This is a genomic window from Enterobacter cloacae complex sp. SHL020 (assembly GCF_049236945.1).
Classification (GTDB): Bacteria; Pseudomonadota; Gammaproteobacteria; order Enterobacterales; family Enterobacteriaceae; genus Enterobacter; species Enterobacter dykesii.
This window is the reverse complement of the sequence record NZ_JBMKJF010000001.1, coordinates 425,646-441,627: the sequence shown is the minus strand read 5'-3', so window position 1 is coordinate 441,627 and position 15,982 is coordinate 425,646. Positions and strand designations below refer to the sequence as shown.

The 15,982-nt window shown below is 52.2% G+C and carries 18 protein-coding genes; 5 read left to right on the top strand and 13 right to left on the bottom strand.

Annotated features, from left to right (window positions below):
* Positions 1–170: 170 nt before the first annotated feature.
* Positions 171–2,351, top strand: coding sequence for a type I secretion system permease/ATPase (locus ACOTZB_RS02105; RefSeq protein WP_421626377.1), 2,181 nt, complete (start codon positions 171–173; stop codon positions 2,349–2,351).
* On the top strand, positions 2,348–3,523 hold the full coding sequence (locus ACOTZB_RS02100) for an HlyD family type I secretion periplasmic adaptor subunit (RefSeq protein ID WP_126328483.1): 1,176 nt from the start codon (positions 2,348–2,350) through the stop codon (positions 3,521–3,523). Before ACOTZB_RS02105 ends, ACOTZB_RS02100 begins: the two co-directional genes overlap by 4 nt.
* A gap of 35 nt (positions 3,524–3,558) precedes the next feature.
* Here ACOTZB_RS02100 and ACOTZB_RS02095 read toward each other — a convergent pair whose 3' ends face one another.
* Complete coding sequence (locus tag ACOTZB_RS02095; RefSeq protein WP_421626376.1) at positions 3,559–4,443, bottom strand: MarR family transcriptional regulator; 885 nt, start codon at positions 4,441–4,443, stop codon at positions 3,559–3,561.
* 276 nt (positions 4,444–4,719) lie between these two features.
* On the opposite strand from ACOTZB_RS02095, the gene ACOTZB_RS02090 reads away from it, so the two are divergent.
* A complete protein-coding gene (locus ACOTZB_RS02090) occupies positions 4,720–6,183 on the top strand; it encodes an EAL domain-containing protein (protein WP_421626375.1) in 1,464 nt (487 codons plus the stop codon).
* A gap of 28 nt (positions 6,184–6,211) precedes the next feature.
* Here ACOTZB_RS02090 and ACOTZB_RS02085 read toward each other — a convergent pair whose 3' ends face one another.
* The 3 genes from ACOTZB_RS02085 to ACOTZB_RS02075 all read right to left on the bottom strand — a co-directional run bounded on the left by ACOTZB_RS02085 (position 6,212) and on the right by ACOTZB_RS02075 (position 7,873).
* Entirely contained in the window at positions 6,212–6,484 is a 273-nt protein-coding gene (locus ACOTZB_RS02085; RefSeq protein WP_047651242.1) for a DUF883 family protein, read from the bottom strand.
* A 119-nt stretch (positions 6,485–6,603) separates the two neighbouring features.
* A complete protein-coding gene (locus ACOTZB_RS02080) occupies positions 6,604–7,272 on the bottom strand; it encodes an epoxyqueuosine reductase QueH (RefSeq protein ID WP_052119540.1) in 669 nt (222 codons plus the stop codon).
* Positions 7,273–7,396: 124 nt separating this feature from the next.
* Positions 7,397–7,873, bottom strand: a complete 477-nt coding sequence (locus ACOTZB_RS02075) for a GNAT family N-acetyltransferase (protein ID WP_421626374.1) — start codon at positions 7,871–7,873, stop codon at positions 7,397–7,399.
* A 78-nt stretch (positions 7,874–7,951) separates the two neighbouring features.
* Between ACOTZB_RS02075 and ACOTZB_RS02070 the strand changes: the two genes are divergently transcribed.
* The gene (locus tag ACOTZB_RS02070) at positions 7,952–8,914 is read left to right on the top strand and encodes a LysR family transcriptional regulator (protein WP_421626373.1); all 963 of its coding nucleotides are present in this window, start codon (positions 7,952–7,954) and stop codon (positions 8,912–8,914) included.
* On the opposite strand, the gene ACOTZB_RS02065 is transcribed toward ACOTZB_RS02070, so the two are convergent.
* From ACOTZB_RS02065 to ACOTZB_RS02045, 5 genes are read right to left on the bottom strand one after another with little or no spacing between them, the layout of a single operon-like run.
* Complete coding sequence (locus ACOTZB_RS02065) at positions 8,869–9,084, bottom strand: helix-turn-helix domain-containing protein (protein ID WP_024908393.1); 216 nt, start codon at positions 9,082–9,084, stop codon at positions 8,869–8,871. The genes ACOTZB_RS02070 and ACOTZB_RS02065 overlap by 46 nt on opposite strands.
* A gap of 2 nt (positions 9,085–9,086) precedes the next feature.
* A complete protein-coding gene (locus ACOTZB_RS02060) occupies positions 9,087–9,620 on the bottom strand; it encodes a DUF2975 domain-containing protein (protein WP_193804361.1) in 534 nt (177 codons plus the stop codon).
* Between the two features lie 25 nt (positions 9,621–9,645).
* Positions 9,646–9,993 carry a hypothetical protein gene (locus ACOTZB_RS02055; protein WP_193804360.1) on the bottom strand — a complete coding sequence of 116 codons (348 nt, stop codon included), beginning with the start codon at positions 9,991–9,993 and terminating at the stop codon, positions 9,646–9,648.
* On the bottom strand, positions 9,980–11,095 hold the full coding sequence (locus ACOTZB_RS02050; RefSeq protein WP_421626372.1) for a serine hydrolase domain-containing protein: 1,116 nt from the start codon (positions 11,093–11,095) through the stop codon (positions 9,980–9,982). Before ACOTZB_RS02050 ends, ACOTZB_RS02055 begins: the two co-directional genes overlap by 14 nt.
* Positions 11,096–11,105: 10 nt before the next feature.
* On the bottom strand, positions 11,106–11,912 hold the full coding sequence (locus tag ACOTZB_RS02045; protein WP_193804358.1) for a MipA/OmpV family protein: 807 nt from the start codon (positions 11,910–11,912) through the stop codon (positions 11,106–11,108).
* Positions 11,913–12,127: 215 nt separating this feature from the next.
* Here ACOTZB_RS02045 and ACOTZB_RS02040 point away from each other — a divergent pair, with 215 nt between their 5' ends.
* Positions 12,128–13,021 carry a LysR family transcriptional regulator gene (locus tag ACOTZB_RS02040; RefSeq protein WP_193804357.1) on the top strand — a complete coding sequence of 298 codons (894 nt, stop codon included), beginning with the start codon at positions 12,128–12,130 and terminating at the stop codon, positions 13,019–13,021.
* A 5-nt stretch (positions 13,022–13,026) separates the two neighbouring features.
* On the opposite strand, the gene ACOTZB_RS02035 is transcribed toward ACOTZB_RS02040, so the two are convergent.
* The 4 genes from ACOTZB_RS02035 to ACOTZB_RS02020 all read right to left on the bottom strand — a co-directional run bounded on the left by ACOTZB_RS02035 (position 13,027) and on the right by ACOTZB_RS02020 (position 15,754).
* Entirely contained in the window at positions 13,027–13,617 is a 591-nt protein-coding gene (locus ACOTZB_RS02035; RefSeq protein ID WP_193804356.1) for a LysE family translocator, read from the bottom strand.
* Positions 13,618–13,952: 335 nt separating this feature from the next.
* Complete coding sequence (locus ACOTZB_RS02030; RefSeq protein WP_193804355.1) at positions 13,953–14,819, bottom strand: AraC family transcriptional regulator; 867 nt, start codon at positions 14,817–14,819, stop codon at positions 13,953–13,955.
* 63 nt (positions 14,820–14,882) lie between these two features.
* Complete coding sequence (locus ACOTZB_RS02025; RefSeq protein ID WP_193804354.1) at positions 14,883–15,386, bottom strand: YbjP/YqhG family protein; 504 nt, start codon at positions 15,384–15,386, stop codon at positions 14,883–14,885.
* On the bottom strand, positions 15,386–15,754 hold the full coding sequence (locus tag ACOTZB_RS02020; protein WP_193804353.1) for an NlpC/P60 family protein: 369 nt from the start codon (positions 15,752–15,754) through the stop codon (positions 15,386–15,388). The genes ACOTZB_RS02025 and ACOTZB_RS02020 overlap by 1 nt, the downstream gene beginning before the upstream one ends.
* Positions 15,755–15,982: the final 228 nt, after the last annotated feature.

Here is a 15,982-nt window from a genome sequence, read left to right as displayed (position 1 = left end):
GCCGCGGGGAGCGATCCTCGCGGCCTTTTGCGTTTCTTTACATGAATAGCCATAACCCTATATTTCACAAGATTATTTTGCGGGCTCGTTTAGAGAGTGTTCGTTTTTCAATCATCCCGTAAAGGTATCATTTCAGTGCGTAATTATCGCGCTGGACAGGACGTAGCATTATGAAGACACATCCACAGTACGAACCCTGGCTGCAGGGCATGCTCATCATCGCGAAGCATTACCGGCTGGATTTTTCCGCGGAGCATGTTCGGGTCACGATTAACCATGAAAGCCAGTCTCCGCGCCAGCTGGTGCTGGAGGAGATGGCGCGCCAGCTTGGGCTGGGGATGCGTGTGGTGGCGGCGGAAGCGGTATCCCTCGATCCGTGGCGTCTGCCGCTGCTGGCGGAATTTACCGGCGGACAAATCGCGGTCATTAACCGCATGGACAGCGAAGGCAACGTCAGCCTGCAGTTTAGCGGCGACGCGGGGCTGGAGACCACGCTTACGCGCGATGAGCTCGGGTCGCGGTTAAAGGGCCTGATGGTGCTGCGCCCGCTCGAATCCACGCCGGATGCCCGCGTGGATGACTACATCAAACCCTATGAGAAAAACTGGTTCTGGCAGCTGGCGCTGAAGGACTGGCGACGCTACAGCGACATTATGCTGGTGGCGCTGGTCGCCAACGTGCTGGCGCTTTCCGGCATGGTTTTCTCCATGCAGGTGTACGACAGGGTGGTCCCGTCACAGTCTGAAGCCACATTATGGGTTCTGTTTGGCGGCGTGATGATCGCCATCGTGTTCGAATTCATTATGCGCATGCTGCGCGTGCATATTTCCGACGTGGTGGGGAAACGCGCCGATCTGCGCATCTCCGAGCGCGTGTTTGCCCACGCGCTGCGGATTAAAAACGGCGCGCGTTCTAAATCAACCGGATCCTTTATCGCTCAGATCCGCGAGCTGGAGTCGGTGCGTGAGCTGATCACCTCGACCACCATCGCGGCGATCTCCGATCTGCCGTTCTTCCTGCTGTTCGTCTTTATTCTGTGGATGATTGGCGGGCCGCTGGTGCTGGTGGTCCTGCTCGCCGTGCCGCTGCTGCTTATCCCCGGCCTGCTGGTGCAGCGCCCGCTGGGGAAACTCTCCAGCGAAGGGATGCGTGAATCCGCCATCCGTAACGCCACGCTGGTGGAAGCGGTGCAGGGCATTGAAGACATCAAGCTGATGCGCGCCGAGCAGCGTTTCCAGAACCAGTGGAATAACACCAACGAGGTCGCCGCCAGCGTCGGCATGAAGCAGCGCTGGCTGACGGGCCTGCTGCTCACGTGGACGCAGGAGGTGCAGTCCATTGTCTACGCCGTGGTACTGCTGGTGGGCTGTTACCTGGTCATCAGCGGCGACATGACCACCGGTGCGCTGGTGGGCACCTCGATTCTGGCGTCGCGCACCATCGCGCCGCTGTCGCAGATCTCAGGCGTGCTGTCGCGCTGGCAGTCGGCAAAGGTGGCCCGCAAGGGGCTGGACGACCTGATGCAGCGTCCGATTGACGATCCGCAGCACGGCAAGAAGGTCCACAAAGCCCACCTGCGCGGCGACTATGCGCTTGATGACGTCGGGTTTTATTACGACGAGGAAGAGAAACTCACCGTGCTCAACGTCAGCAAGCTGCAGATCCGCGCCGGAGAGCGCGTGGCGGTGCTCGGGCGTAATGGCTCCGGTAAAAGCACGCTGCTGCAGCTGCTGGCGGGCATGCAGGAGCCGCAGCAGGGCAGCATCCTGCTGGACGATATTGCCCTCAATCATCTGGACCCGGCCGACGTACGTCGCGACATGCAGCTGCTCGGCCAGCAGGCCCGGCTGTTCTTTGGCTCCGTGCGGGACAACATCCTGATGGGGAACCCGCTCGCTACCGACGACGAGATTCACCAGGCGCTGGTCAACAGCGGCGCGCTGGAGTTCGTGCGCAAACAGAAAATGGGGCTGAACACCATCATCAACGAGGGCGGAACGGGCCTCTCCGGCGGTCAGCGTCAGGCGCTGCTGCTGGCGCGTGCGCTGATCGTCTCCCCGAATATTCTGCTGCTGGACGAGCCTACCGCCTGGCTGGACGAAATGAGCGAGAAGCAGTTTATTCAGCATCTTCACAAATGGCTGGGTAAACGCCGGACGCTGGTCGTGGCGACGCATCGTCTGCCGATTCTGGACCTCGTAGACCGCATCATCGTGCTGGAAAACGGCAAGGTGGTGATGGACGGCCCGCGCGATGCGATCCTGCATCAGCACGGTATGGCGCCGCAGAAAGCCGCGCAGCGCACCGTGACCATGAAGCCGGCGGCGGTTGCAGAGGAGGGCGCGGCATGAATGATTTATCTCGTTTCAATAGTCGACTGAAGGAGCCACGTCTGCCGCGCTCGTCACTGGTGGCATGGTCGCTGTTCGCCCTGCTGGCGGCGTTTATCACCTGGGCAAGTCTGTTCCAACTGGATGAAGTGACGACCGGCAGCGGCAAGGTCATACCGTCTTCTCATGAGCAGGTTATTCAGTCTCTGGAAGGCGGCATTATCCACAGCCTGCTGGTGCGCGAAGGTGACATCGTCGAACGCGGCCAGCAGCTCGCGCAGCTTGACCGAACCAAAACCGAGTCGAGCGTTCTGGAGAGCGAGTCGCGTCTGAATGCCGCGTTGGCAACGGCGGCGCGCCTGAAGGCCGAGGTGAACGATACGGAACTCGCGTTTCCGGACGAGCTGGATGACGACGTTGAGCTGGTTAAACAGGAAACGGCGCTCTACCAGTCCCGTCGTGAAAGCCTCGAAAAAGGGCTGGCCGGTTTGCGTCAGGGTGCCGAACTGGTGCAGCGCGAGCTGTCGTTAACCCGTCCGCTGGTGACTCAGGGGGCGGCCAGCAAGGTTGAGGTGTTACGTCTTGAGCGTCAAAAAAATGAGCTTGAGAATAAAATCACCGAGATGAAAAACCAGTATTACGTTCGCGCCCGTGAAGAGCTGGCGAAAGCCAATGCGGAGATTGAGGCCCAGCGTTCGGTGATGAAAGGGCGTGAGGACTCCCTGACCCGGCTGACCTTCAATGCCCCGGTTCGCGGGATCGTGAAGGATATTGACGTCACCACCGTGGGAGGCGTTATCCCGCCAAACGGCAAGCTGATGAGCCTGGTTCCGCTTGACGATCAGATGGTGGTTGAGGCGAAAATTTCGCCTCGCGACGTGGCGTTTATCCATCCCGGCCAGAAAGCGCTGGTGAAAATTACGGCCTATGACTACTCCATCTACGGCGGGCTGGAAGGGGAAGTGACCATGATTTCCCCGGACACCCTGCAGGATGAAGTGAAAAGAGATGTCTACTACTATCGCGTCTATATCCGTACCGACAGTAACCATCTGACCAATAAGCACGGCCAGGAATTTCCGGTCTTTCCGGGCATGATTGCTACCGTTGATATTAAAACCGGCAGTAAAACCATCCTGGATTATCTGCTGAAGCCGCTAAACAAGGCGAAAGAGGCGCTGCGCGAAAGATAAGAGAGTGGCGTTCGGGATCCCGAACGCCACGTTAATTATACCATTGACGCCACGTTGTTAAGGTGGCGTCGTTCTTTAGGCACCACGTTGATGTAATGCGTGACATACGCAAAATATAAACCGGCATAGTTTTCCACCAGTTCGATAAAGGCCGGATAGATCGACATTTTTCCATCACCCCGATCTTTAAGATAGCCCGCCTCTTGCGCCGTTTTAATAATTCGGTTGACGTGGATGCGCGAAACGAAAAATTCTTTTGCGAGCGTGCTCGCTGAATAGTCAATGACGGCTCCGTGGGCGGATTTATTTTTCATGGCCTGCAAATAGATATAAAGCATAATCATTCGCCCTCCATCTTTATCAATAAATAACCCCACTTCAGGTAGCACCTTTCTGAACGTTAATCCCCGAAATAGGTATTCTGCCGCACGGCGGAAGAAGTTATTTCTCAAAATATCATTATCCAGCAGGTTTACATTAATATTAAATGCCGGATAAAGAATGCTGACGGGCAAAAATGCCCCGGACATATAACGCTTAAGTTCATTGAGACCTTTTTCGGTTGGCGCGATTCTCGTTTTGCGTCGGTCTTCCGTGCAGCGCCAGGTCCTGATGCGTCCGGTAGTTCTCAGTATTGTAATGATCGCAATAACGCTGTTAGGGCTGGCTATTTTATAGCGAGAGCATAACTCTTTAATCTCTGAAACTGATTCGGCCTGATTTCCAAAAATAAAACAACACATGGAGAGGATAATGTTGAACCGGGATTCCTGCAGCATTGTCTTGTAGAACAAAGGTTGTTTTTTGTAGATGGTGTCATTAATTGTGTAGTGCTCTAAAATTGCCTCACCGAATCGCGGATTGCTCTTTATAACATCCCTTCGATGTAGCAAGGCCCTGGATGAGATGTGATTATCCATAGCATTTTTCTCGTATTTGAATGAACCGATAGATGAAGTATCCAGTCTTCTTTTTCGGAATTTTCATTATACCCTGAGAATAAGATGTTTGCCGTTGTTATTTGCAAAGAAAAGTATATTTAAACGACGGTGATTAACGCAAAGATGTTCCTCTGAGTTCAGCTGATAACTGTTTCTTACCCTTAGGCTGTACTGTAAAATTAATGTTTATAACAGGTGCGTTAAATTTTACGCATTCACAAATGGAAATGGCGCCTTAGTGCCCAGGAGCAGTTTATGACCCACAACATTTCTCTCAGAAATAGGGCGTGCGATGAACAAAAGTTTGTCATCTCAGCCTGCGGTTTTACGTTCCAGGGATATCGTCTATTCCTTAACCAGTACGGAATACAGGCTTCGCATATTCATTTTGATGGGGATGAGCCATCGCAACAGGATATGGAAAATATCCTTATAAATCAGAATGCTCATGTTGTGGTGTTTCTCGGAAAAGGTATCTTAAGTCTCCTGGAGAGCCTGAAGCGACTGGCGTCCGTGCTCAATGCGTTACCCGTTATTCGACGCGTCACCCTGTATGGCGACATACCGGATGGCTGGCTATATCGCACCCTGGGCAGTCTTTTAAATAATAGTTATCAATTATCATTGATTCGACTAGCCCGCGTTTCGGATGTCGTCACTGGTTCTCATACGCACCATCATGTATTTAAGGAACGTTCGTACTTATTACGCGATCGCTACAGGGATAATTCTTCGCAAGACAACGTAAAGTGGCTAACAAAAAGAGAGATTGACGTTTTATTAAATTTCTACCGTGGCATGTCCGTAAAAGAAATGTGCGATGAAATGGGGCTATCTAATAAAACGGTTTATACCCACCGTAAGGAAGGCGTGCTGAAATTACGCTTAATTAAGCGGTGGCTACACGATTCGCATAATTTCAATGCGGAAAGAAGTATCAAGCGGCGAAGTCAAAATACGGAGTTTACGGATAAGGAAGCAGAGATTTTTAATGCATTATATAAAAAAGAGATCTTCCCTGCTTATCAGATCATTACCGATCGTGACAAAAAAGGCGTAGGCTTTGAGATACTGATCCGCTGGAATAAAAACGGTAAAATTGTGAAGCCGGCCAGTTTTCTCACGGATATTTCAAATCATGAGATATGGTTGAAAATTACCGCGCTAGTTATTCATGCCGCCGTGTCGGGAATTAATAAGTATAATGGTAAATACTATTTTTCTGTTAATATCCCACCTCGCCTGGCCTCCGGAAATGCATTGCCTGATATGGCAAGGAAAGCTATCGACATGCTGCTCAAACCGCAGTGGGCCGAAAAGCTGGTCTTTGAATTCGCAGAAGATATTGACGTGACGAAGGACAAAGGGATCCCAGAAACCATGCGGCATTTGCGTAATACGGGGTGTCGATTGTTTCTGGATGACTGCTTCTCTAATCACCAAACCATGTTCCCGGTGCGGCAGGTGCATTTTGATGGACTCAAGCTGGATCGGGATATCGTTGAGCATTTTGTGGCAAACGACAATGACTATAACCTGATTAAAGCGATACAGATTTATAGCGATATGACCGGAACGGACTGTATTGCAGAGGGAGTAGACAGTGAGGAAAAATTTGAAAAATTAGTCGCGCTGGGCGTCAAAAACTTTCAGGGGTACTATTTATCGCGAGCCGTGAAAGAGGACGAGTTAGATCGCATGGTCAGAATTTTTAGTTAAGAAAAATAAAGCCCCGAAGGGCCTTTTATTATTTTCGACCCAACAGCAGGCCGAGAACAATACCTACCGCACCTGCGGCGATGAGGCCGGTGAGGGGATTATTTCTGACAGCTTCAGTGACGTCGGAAACGGCATCGCTGGCCTGCGCGGCATATTTTTTAGCCGCACCTTTTACCTGATGCTTTGGTGAATCTACGAATTCACCAAACTGCTGCTGCGCTGAACCTGCAAGCTCATCAAATTTATTTTTTGCTTTATCTTCAGCAAACTGGGTGTTTTTATCAGTACCGAAATCAGACATTTTTGCCTCCTTTTGTTGATAATTTAAGGATAGCCGCTCTTTGTGGATGTGGGAGACGAAAGGTTAATTTCGGTACCCGGCAGGGCTGTTTTCGGATATATCTCTATACCGGGAACCCGTTATTTCTCACTGTCATCCTGACCATAATACAGTTTCCCGATGCGGATCAGCGGGCGGCCCTGAGACTTACGATGCAGGTTACTGTCCCTGAGCGAATAAACGCACCCGCAGTATTCCTGCTGGTAAAACTGCTCCCGCTTGCTGATCTCAATCATGCGAGAGGAGCCGCCCTGTTTACGCCAGTTATAGTCCCAGTAAACCATACCCGGGTAGCGCGCGGCAGCACGCTGGCCGCAGTCGTTTATCTGCTGCATGTTTTTCCAGCGGGAGATCCCCAGCGAGCTGCTGATGACGCTGAATCCATTTTCAGCCGCATAGAGTGCCGTACGCTCGAAACGCATATCGAAGCACATGGTGCAGCGGACGCCACGCTCGGGTTCCCATTCCATGCCTTTCGCGCGCTCAAACCAGTTATCGGTGTCGTAATCGGCATCAACAAACGGCACGCCGTGTTTTTCAGCAAAGCGAATATTCTCCTCCTTACGAATGAGGTATTCCTTCTGCGGATGGATATTGGGGTTGTAGAAGAAAATCGTGTAGTCAATCCCCGAAGCCTGGATAGCCTCCATCACTTCACCCGAACAGGGGGCGCAGCAGGAGTGCAGCAGCAGCTTGTCGGCACCGTCTGGCAGGGAAAGTTGTGGGCGGATAAAAGGGGCTGTCGTCATGGCGTTCTGCACTATGTTTATGAAATTTATGGAAGGGTAGCATAAATTCATCATCTGTTGAGACGGGATCAAGGCAGGACAGATCGATCCCGCCGGGCGGGATCTTCTCCGGTACCACGTGTCGCTATTGGGCAAATCTCAGCAGCGCTTCGCCATCAAGACGATAGCGAACCCATTCGGACTGCGGCAGCGCGCCTATGCTCAGGTAAAAATCAATGGCGGGCTGGTTCCAGTCGAGCACGCTCCATTCAAGGCGGCCGCACTGCCGTCTCACCGCCAGCTGCGCGATATGTTTCAGCAGCGCTCTTCCCGCGCCTTTACCGCGATACTCCGGAGAAACGTACAGGTCTTCCATATAAATCCCGTTGCGTCCGAGCCAGGTCGAATAGCTGGTGAAGAAAACGGCATAGCCGGCGATCTTGCCTTCAAATTCCGCAATCAACGCTTCGGTTTTTGTGCCTGCGCCAAAGAGCGTTTCCCGGATCTCCTCCGGCGTGGTAACCACTTCTTCCGGCGCTTTTTCATACACCGCCAGCTCGTAGATCATGGCGTATATTGCTGCCGCATCTTCGGGGCGGGCCTGACGAATGGTGATGCTCATTGTTTTTCCTGTGTTTCGATTGATGGCGATAAGCATACGGAGTATTGTCCGAAGAATTAAGTGCAATGAAATCAACAAATGATGAATATTATGCATCCGGTACTGAGACGCCTTGATTTAAACCTGCTGCCCGTTTTCGACGCGATTTACCGCCACCGTTCCGTTCGGCTGGCCGCTGACGAGCTGGCGATGAGCACATCGGCACTGAGCCATGCGCTGTCGCGTTTGCGCATCACCCTTAATGACCCGCTCTTTTTTCGCGAAGGGCATCGCATGTCCCCCAGCGTGTATGCCTCTCAGCTTGCGCCTTCCATCGCTTCCGCATTGTCGTTCCTGAATCATGAGCTGACCCCGCAGCCGGAGTTTGACCCGGCCAGCAGTACCGAAAGCTTACAAATTGGGATTACGGACTTTACCGCGCTGTGCATTTTCCCGGCGCTGATGCACAAACTACAGCTTGCGGCCCCGGGTTTGCGTTTCGAATTGCGCTATCTGCCGCACAGCCCGGCGCTGACGGAACTGCTGGCGGGCGAAGTGGATCTCGCGCTGGGGTTCAGCACTCAGGATGATATCCGGCACCCGGAGCTGGAAGAGATCGACTGGTTTGAAGATGAGTATGTGGTCATTAGCAACGCGCGCCGCACGCGTCTCGCGCTGGAGGATTATCTCGCAGCCCGACACCTGGTGGTGACGCCATGGAATGAGAAGCAGGGCGTTCTGGACGTGCGGCTGGAACAGCTGGGCTATACCCGACAAATTGCGATCAAAACCCCGTCGATGCTCAGCGCACCGTTTATCGTAGCGGAAAGCGACCTGCTGATGGCGATCCCTCGGTTTGCCGCTGAGAAGCTGGCTGCGGCAGCGGACCTGAGGATTTTTCCTTTACCGTTTTCGATACGCACGTTTGAAGTGAAAATTTACTCCCATAAACGCAGCGGCCAGCGGGGCGCAACCCGCTGGCTTAAGGAGGAGCTGCAAACGCTGGCGCAGGCGCGTCATTCGGGGCTGTCCGGCTCCCAGGAGAGGATGTCGCCGGGTTGACACTGCAGCGCCTCGCAAATTTTCGCCAGCGTATCAAAACGTATCCCTTTAACCTTGCCGGACTTGAGCAGCGACAGGTTTTGCTCCGTGATCCCCACAAAGGCTGCCAGGGCTCTGGACGTCATTTTCTTCTCAACCAGCATTTTGTCCAGATGAACCACGACAGCCATAATCAGATAAACTCCTTATTTTCTTCTTCCGCTTTGATCCCTTCGACCAGGGAGTGAAACGTTACCAGCAGCAAACCGCCGGTTAATAACAGAACAAAATCCCCAAGCAAAAGGGTGATCTGGTAGTAATGTCCCGGCCACGCGATCGTCAGAGGGATCAAAAAGCGACAGACCGGCAGCGCGATCCCAAGGCTTAGCATCGCGATTGCAATCTTGCGAACGCTGTTCGCCAGGGCCCGGGAGAGGATCTGTTTTTGACGAACCTGCCGCGTGACGCTCATTCCCTGCCGGATAGCGAAGGCAAACAGCCCCGCAGGGAGATAAAGGATCGCCAGCAGAAGTATCTGGCGTAGCGGCGAAACCGTCGAAACCGCCAGATCGTCATTCTGAACCTCAGCGAGCTTTAGCAGAGTGGAAATGAAAAACGACTCGCCGGTGAAATAAATCCACAAAGGGGTGATTAATACCAGGATGAGAAATAGCGGCAGCACCCCTGCAATGAGCACCAGACTGAGTTTATCCCTCGCACCATTCACGTCGAACCTTCCTGAATATTTCATATTATTTTAAGACCAGCATGCTCAAGCATGACATAAGCATCAGCGCGATGGCAATCTTGCCGCCGTTCAGACAGTTAGCGCCGCGTTTCATCCACGGTTTTGGCCACACGTGATACACGCTAATGGCGAGATAAGAGGCCTGAATCACCCAGGTGACCATTCTGAAAAAGTAACCTGAACTGTTCAGATGGGTGATGGTCTGCATCATCTCCATGCTATAGAGAATGATTCCGACGGTCAGCATCGTGTTCACCAGCCGAAGTTTATACCGCGCGGCCCACGTGCCGCACGTAAAAAGCAGGGCCGAGACGAAGGCCAGTATCGCCCAGAGAATATCAATCCAGTTCATGATGCGCCTCTGCTGCCTGAGATGGCTGGGTTAAAAGCAGCCGTATGGCCGGGACAACCACCGGCCACGCGGTGTCGGAGAGGATCACCACGGCGCTTTTACGCTGTCGGTCGAAGGCAATAGCGGAAGCAAATCCCGACGATTCACCATCATGCCAGGTGATATCGCGGCCCTGAACACGCGTGGTGAACCAGCCATAGCCCACGCGTGAATCGGGATCGTCAGTCGTAAACCGTGGCGTCATGGCCTCGCTCCATGCGAGCTGGCCTGCCAGCAGCGACCGAGCGTAATTGACCATATCGACAATGGTTGACCGCACGCCTGCGGCAGGGGCAAATGCGTGCATGACCCACGTCGCTTCGCTCAGGCCGGAAGCGGACCGACCGTGGCTGAATGCGGAAGAGGCGGGCGTCGTTTCGCTGGCGACGACGGAGTCTGTCATGTGCGCCTGAGCGAATATTCGCGTTTGCAGGAGATGAGCAAAGGATTGATGCGAAGCACGCGCCAGCGACAGTCCCAGCAGCGCGTAGCCGGTGTTGGAATAGTCAAATCCGGCCGGGCGTTCGACGCTGGCTTTATTCACCATCTCTATTAATGTCTTCTCGTCGAAGTTCCAGAAATTATCACGCAGGATGATGCTCTTTATGACCTGAACTTTCTCGGGTAACGACGTCGCCAGCGGCGGCAGGCCGGAGCGGTGCGAAGCCAGCTGCCCCAGGGTAATATCGCTCGCCGGGCCTGTTATCTCAGGAATGAGTTCACCGACGCGGGTCTGCGGGGCCGCTTCGCCGCGTCGCTGCGCCTCAATCAGCAGGCTGCTGGTCATGGTTTTGGTCAGGCTGGCGATCTCATACTGTTTTGCAAAATCGCTGTCCCACAGAGCGTACTGCACGCCTTTCGGCGTGATGAATGCAACGGCAACGCTGCCTCTCGCACCGCTGAGTAATGGCGTCAGGAACGAAACCAGGGTTGCATCTCCCGTCTGGCGCGGTGACGGCGTGCTGACGCCCGGCTGCAGGTATATGCCTGCGGCAATCAGCGACACAAAAACCACCCCTGCGGCTAAGAGTCGCCTGCGGCTGTATACATACCGTTTATTCATGGTTTGCGCCTCAGAACTCGTACTGAATCATTGATGACAGGGTGTACTGCATGCGGCTTTTCACCATCGGGCTCTTACCCGCTTCATCAAGCAGACAGGCTGCGCGGCCGGCCACCCCAGCCGCCAGATTTTCAGTGATGTGCCAGACCAGTTCGCTATCGACTCCAGCCTCCTGTAAACCCGATGAGGGTGAATATGCCTCAAACCCGGTGCGCTGAGACTGGTTCGCGGTGATGCCATAATGACGCTGCTGATAGCCGCCGTTCGACCAGGTGATGTCACCTGCGACCGAAAATTCGACGTCCTGCCCGCGCCAGAGGGTGGACTTTACGCCGCTGTTCACGGTCCTCGCCAGCGGCTGCGTCTCGCCACCGTACCGGTGTTTTTGCGTTGCACTTAACACCCGCAACCATATCGTCCAGTCCTCGCGGTGATAACGCATCTCCGCGCCCGCCATCAGCATGTCGGACATATCGCCCATTCCCTGCAGATCGCGGTTTTTTCTGGCGGAGAAGGGATAGTTAATCGTCTCTTTTCGCCCCTCATCAGAGGCCAGCAGCAGGCTCACGGCAAACGGGGCGTCGGAGTGATATGTCCATGCAAGACCTTCCGTGGAGAGATCCCATTGCCCCCAGCTTTTACTCTTCAGACTCAGGCCGCCTTTAAATAGCGGCCCGGGCGCATAATGCTGCGATCCCGAATAAACGGGGCTGACCGCGACGCCCAGACCCGCGTAACCGGATAGCTCCGCACTGCGTAAGGGGGCGCAAAGCGCGATCCCCGCGAGCGAAACGCCATACAGCAGACTTCTTTTCATTCGATGCCTCTCCTGGCAAAGGGTAAGTTGAAGTGCGTGCAGGCTAGCCTGGTGCTTATCGTAAAACAATAAACATTTATTGTTTTACACTAAAATTAGTAGGGGTGTTCAAGCGCTCACGATAAAAAGAGATGCGACCGGGGAGGAAAGTACGATATCGTAACTCTATGATTAAACGCGTAGTTCGCAGTAACGCCGTCGCGACAGGACGATAAATGATTGATGACATTCGTTATCTGATAGTGTTTGCAAAAATTGCTGAGGCAGGATCCATTTCAGGTGGGGCAGAAGCGTTAGGGCTTACAACCGCAACGGCAAGCGCGCATTTATCAAAGCTGGAAAAAAATCTTGGCTGCGCGTTGCTGTACAGAAATACCCGTAAACTCTCTCTGACTCATGATGGCGCCAATTTGCTGGAAACGGCCAAATCGATGCTGGCGCTATATGAGCAGGGAGTCATTGAATTTAAGCAGCGCTCGATCTCAACGGCCAATAAGCTGACTATTTCTCTTCCTGCCGTTTTTCTGAATAGTGCGTTTACTCGCCATCTGGCCGATTTTATAAAACGTCATCCGGGCATTTTATTGAATATCTCTTACAGCGATACGCGCAGAGATATTATTGCCGACGGTATCGATGTGGCATTTCGAATCGGCGAACTTCCGGACAGTTCTCTTAAAGCTCGCCATCTTTTTGTGTTGCCGCGGCAGTTAGTTGCGTCCCAGGAATTGCTCAGCCATTACCCGACGATTTCGCATCCTGATGACCTGGCGCGACTGCCATGGATTGGACTCAATATGAGGCAGAATAACCGGGAATTCCGGCATAAAAATGGGGAAGTGGCTGTCGTAACGTATACGCCCACGGTGTATGTAGATAATGTCGAAGCCGCTTATGCCCTTGCCAGACAACAAATTGGTCTCGCAGCACCTCCTCGCTATTTAAGCGAGGAGGATGTTAAGCGCGGAGAAATGCAGGAAATACTTCCTGACTGGTCATTAGAACCGCTGAAAGTCTATGCCGTATGGCCTTCTAATATGTCGACCAGCAGTATTGCCTACAAATTGATTAATGATATTTATAACGCAATTGAGTTTCACTCGTTATAACGGGTTTAAAACGCTAAAAAGAGCATGTAACACGCCGTAATAAGCAGCAGTCCGCCCATCAACACGTTAAACGTACGGAGCTGCCGCGCGCTCCTGAGAAGAATCGATACCTTTTCTCCCAGCAATGCCCATGCAGAAAGCGACAGGTAACAGACAAAAAAATAGACCGCGATAAAGACGGATGCTGTCACAGGGGTAGAGGGTTCAGAAAACATCGCAGCCCCTGAGGCGCACGCGGTCCATGCTTTGGGGTTGATCCACTGCATGACAAAACCCTGAACAAAACCGGGTGAATCCGTTTTTATTAATGACATATCGGGCCGGGATGACGCTATCTTGTAGCCCAGATACATGATGAATAAAGAACCGGCAATATTAAGATACCGGAAAAATAGCGGGTATTTTTCGATTGCAGCGTAAAAGCCGAAACATATAAAGATAAGTAATAACGTAAACCCTATCGTTGCACCAGAGACAAATGAGAAGGTCTTTCTAAAACCGTGAACGGCACCAGACGATATAATCACCATATTAACGGGGCCAGGAGAAAATGAAAGCGTCAGTGAAAATATAAACATTGTAAAAAGTAACAGCATTTTATCTCCGTGGGTTGGCTTATCTGCAATAGAGGAGCTGTGACTATTAAGTCACGGCATTACTCGTCATGTTTCTGAATACTATCGGGGAACGTACTTCAGAGTAAGTGGCCTTTATCTAAAGGTGTGTTTGATTTTTTGCACCGATCGCGCAGGCGTGGGTGGCTCATAAATGACAGGGTTTCAGTTGCTATCTTTGATCTAAAAATTTAATCAGTGGCCAGCGGGGGAGACCCGCTGGCTGAAGGAGGAACGGCAAACGCTGTCGCAGTTTGCAAGGGGTCTATGTCGGGCAAGTTCAGCGCTACCTGAAAAAAGGGGGAAAAAAGGGAGAGTCAATTTAACGGCAGGTAGATGTCCGTTTGCAACTCATGTTCTGGCACCTCGTGAATAAAGTTGAGGTAGTGGAAAAATACCGGGGCATCGCGCAGCGTATCTCCGCTGGTCGGTAGCCAGTCGCGAAACATCGCCCACACCGTGGCGGAAATGGTATCCAGAGAACCCGTGTGGCGGGCTACGGCGTATCGCCCGCCGTCGATTTCGCCACTGCAAACCCCGAATTCATTTTCTGGTATCGCTTCAGAGATACTGCCGCAGATATCGAAACGAAAGGCGTCTGCGGGTGTGGTTGCCGGGTCATCCCAGGCAATACCAAACGTGCTGCTTTCGTGTACTGGCGATAGACCCGTGCTTTTACGCCAGGCAATAAATTTCGCCGCGCTGTCATTTACCCGATCCGGGTTGCCACGGTGCTGAAGCATTGCCACTTGGGTCTGTGGGAAATCGACAATCTTAATTTCCATCGTTTTTTGCTCCTGAAAGGTCATTTTCGGTACGCGCTGGTGCCAGTTCAGCCAGTCCGGCTGCTGCCGAAACTGGCGCGGGCTTTTTCCAAACGCGTTTCTGAAGGCGCGACTGAACGATTCAGGGCTCTGGAACCCGGCATCGAGCGCAATATCAATCACCTTATCCTGAGGATTAAACGCCAGTCGCCAGGAAGCATGACGCAGGCGCAGCCACTGGATATAGCGATATAAAGGCTGGCCGCTAAACGCCAGAAACTGCCGGTGAAAATGATAAGGCGAACAGCAGGCTAACGCGCTGAGCTTCTCCAGCGTGAGCGGTTCATCGAGATGTTGGGCGATATAGTCGCACACCGTCATGAAGCGCTCGCGGTAAGCCGTTTTGATTGCATCGTTCATTGCATCCTCCTGATGACCCACTTTGCCTCACCGAACGGCCAGAATCCTGACCGATCTTGCTGATTATGGAGAGGTTATACTGGCGGCATAATGTTGTGCGGCAGCAATCGCCCTGTCGTCAAAAATATACTGTTCGAAATGATGGCTCACGTCAGTTACGCGATAAATTTTCCATTTACCGTCTTCTATGCGCAGATACACTTTTAGCTGCAGTTTCTGCTCATTACCCACGCCCAGCTGAACGTTAACAACTTTTCCGGACGCATAGTTTATTGCATTGCTTACGTTTATGTCAGGGATCCACTCAGCCGCATAGTCCTGGGTATAGGTAAAATAGTCGGAATCAATAACTTCCTGTTCATAGATAGACAGAATTTTCTGCAGCCTTGAGAGCGTGCTCCGCGCGATATATTCACGCATTTTGGGGGAATCGAGATTATCTTCTTTACTGTCTGTGACGAAAGCCGTGAGGTAAAATGTATAAAAGTCTTGAGTGCGTTTTTCCGGCGTATCCATCTGTGTTGCACATCCTGTCAGTAACAGGCATATCAAAAGAACGTTACGCATCAGCTTTTCCTGTAAATTTTGTAAACAGGGCGTGCGGAGCGATATCCCGGACCACCCCACATATCTCTTTGTCTGAAATCAGAGTACCAGGTTGTACCGTCATAAATCGCCATGTGACCCGCCGGATTTCCTCCCTCATAGGGCTGAATAACAACCACATCGCCTTCCTGTAATGTTTCACCTTGCCCTAAAACTCTGAAACCTGCTCGTTCAAGGTTACTGCCATAGTCTTTTGCGTTGGGTGTATTGCCAATATCTACACCTCCTGCATGTATTGCCTTACGCGTAAATTCTCCACAGCGTCTTTGCGATGAAGTGCCGGCATTCTGGCGTGCGTGCAGGGCTGCTGCGTGTTTGTTCCATGCCATGTGTTAACTCCTGTTGTATATGAAATCATCACTAAACAACGGGCACTTCAATTTGGTTAGGCAAATAATGTTATTAAAAAAAATATATATTTCAGATGTTTATCTGTTTTTGAGGTTTCATTCGCTTGCTTGATGATGTGCGGTAGATACGCTGATTTTGAAACGGAAACAGAAGGTTTACATCGACAGGAAAGTTAAATACCATACCCCCCTATAGTATCAGGAGGG